Here is a 1,160-nt window from a genome sequence, read left to right on the forward strand (position 1 = left end):
ATTGTCAGCCCGTGATGGCGGACATAGCCGTCGATCATGTCGAGATACTCGTCCTGCGAACATTTGTGGAAACCGAGCCACAGCCCGAAGCGGTCGGACAGCGACACCTTTTCCTCGACCGCTTCGGACGGGTTGATCGCGGTCGAGCGTTCATTGTCGATCATGTCGCGCGGCAAAAGATGGCGGCGGTTCGAGGTGGCGTAGAAGATGACATTGGCTGGACGGCCCTCGACGCCGCCTTCGAGCGCTGCCTTGAGCGATTTGTAGGAGGTGTCGTCATGGTCGAAGGAGAGGTCGTCGCAAAACAGGATGAAGCGGAAGGGCGCCGCCTTCAGCAGACCCATCAGCTTCGGCAGCGTGTCGATGTCCTCGCGGTGGATCTCGATCAGCTTCAACGGCAGGTCGGACCTGGCCTTGGCGTTGATCTCCGCATGCACGGCCTTGACCAGCGACGATTTGCCCATGCCGCGCGCGCCCCACAACAACACATTGTTGGCCGGGTAGCCGGCAGCGAAGCGTTCGGTGTTGTCGACAAGGATGTCGCGGACGCGGTCGACGCCACGGATCAGTCCGATGTCGACGCGGTTAACCCTGTGCACCGGTTCCAGATAGCCCGGATCGGCCTGCCAAACGAAGCAATCAGCCTCGCGGAGGTCGGTTTGGGGCACCGGCGGCGGGGCAAGGCGGCTCACCGCTTCGATCAGCCGGTCGAGTTTCTGGTTCAGGGCCTCAATGCTGCTGTCGGTCATGTCTGTCTTTTGTTTTCGCGTTTTTGATGTCTTGGGGCGTGAAGCTGCCCGATTTCGCCTGATACAAAACCGGTTGCAACCTTTTGTTCGAGCATAATTTTTTGCGGAAACCGGCTCGCGCTTTTTGCGATCCTGCTCTAACACGGCTCAACAGGCCGGAAAAGCAGCCGATTTGGCCGGCCGCGCAGTTGCATTGACAACTTTACCGACTATATTCCGGCCAAATTTCAAGGGGCCGCCAGATTGGCGGCTGTTTTCAAAATTCAGGAGTACCTCGATGTTCGTGACACCGGCATACGCCCAAGGCGTCGGCGCTTCTCCCGACATGTTCATCAGCATTTTGCCGTTTGTCCTGATTTTCGTGATCATGTATTTTCTGATCATCCGGCCGCAGCGCACGCAGCTGAAGAA

General features: G+C 58.3%; 2 protein-coding genes. One reads left to right on the forward strand and one right to left on the reverse strand.

What is annotated here, in order from left to right:
- Positions 1-749 (reverse strand): ATP-binding protein (locus EN994_RS32365; protein WP_164746462.1); only part of this gene is annotated, 749 nt, incomplete at its 3' end.
- Positions 750-1,026: 277 nt separating this feature from the next.
- Here EN994_RS32365 and EN994_RS32370 point away from each other — a divergent pair.
- A partial coding sequence (locus EN994_RS32370) for a preprotein translocase subunit YajC (RefSeq protein ID WP_348629218.1) occupies positions 1,027-1,160 on the forward strand: 134 nt, incomplete at its 3' end.

The organism is Mesorhizobium sp. M7A.F.Ca.CA.002.09.1.1, from assembly GCF_003998555.1.
Lineage (GTDB): Bacteria > Pseudomonadota > Alphaproteobacteria > Rhizobiales > Rhizobiaceae > Mesorhizobium > Mesorhizobium ciceri.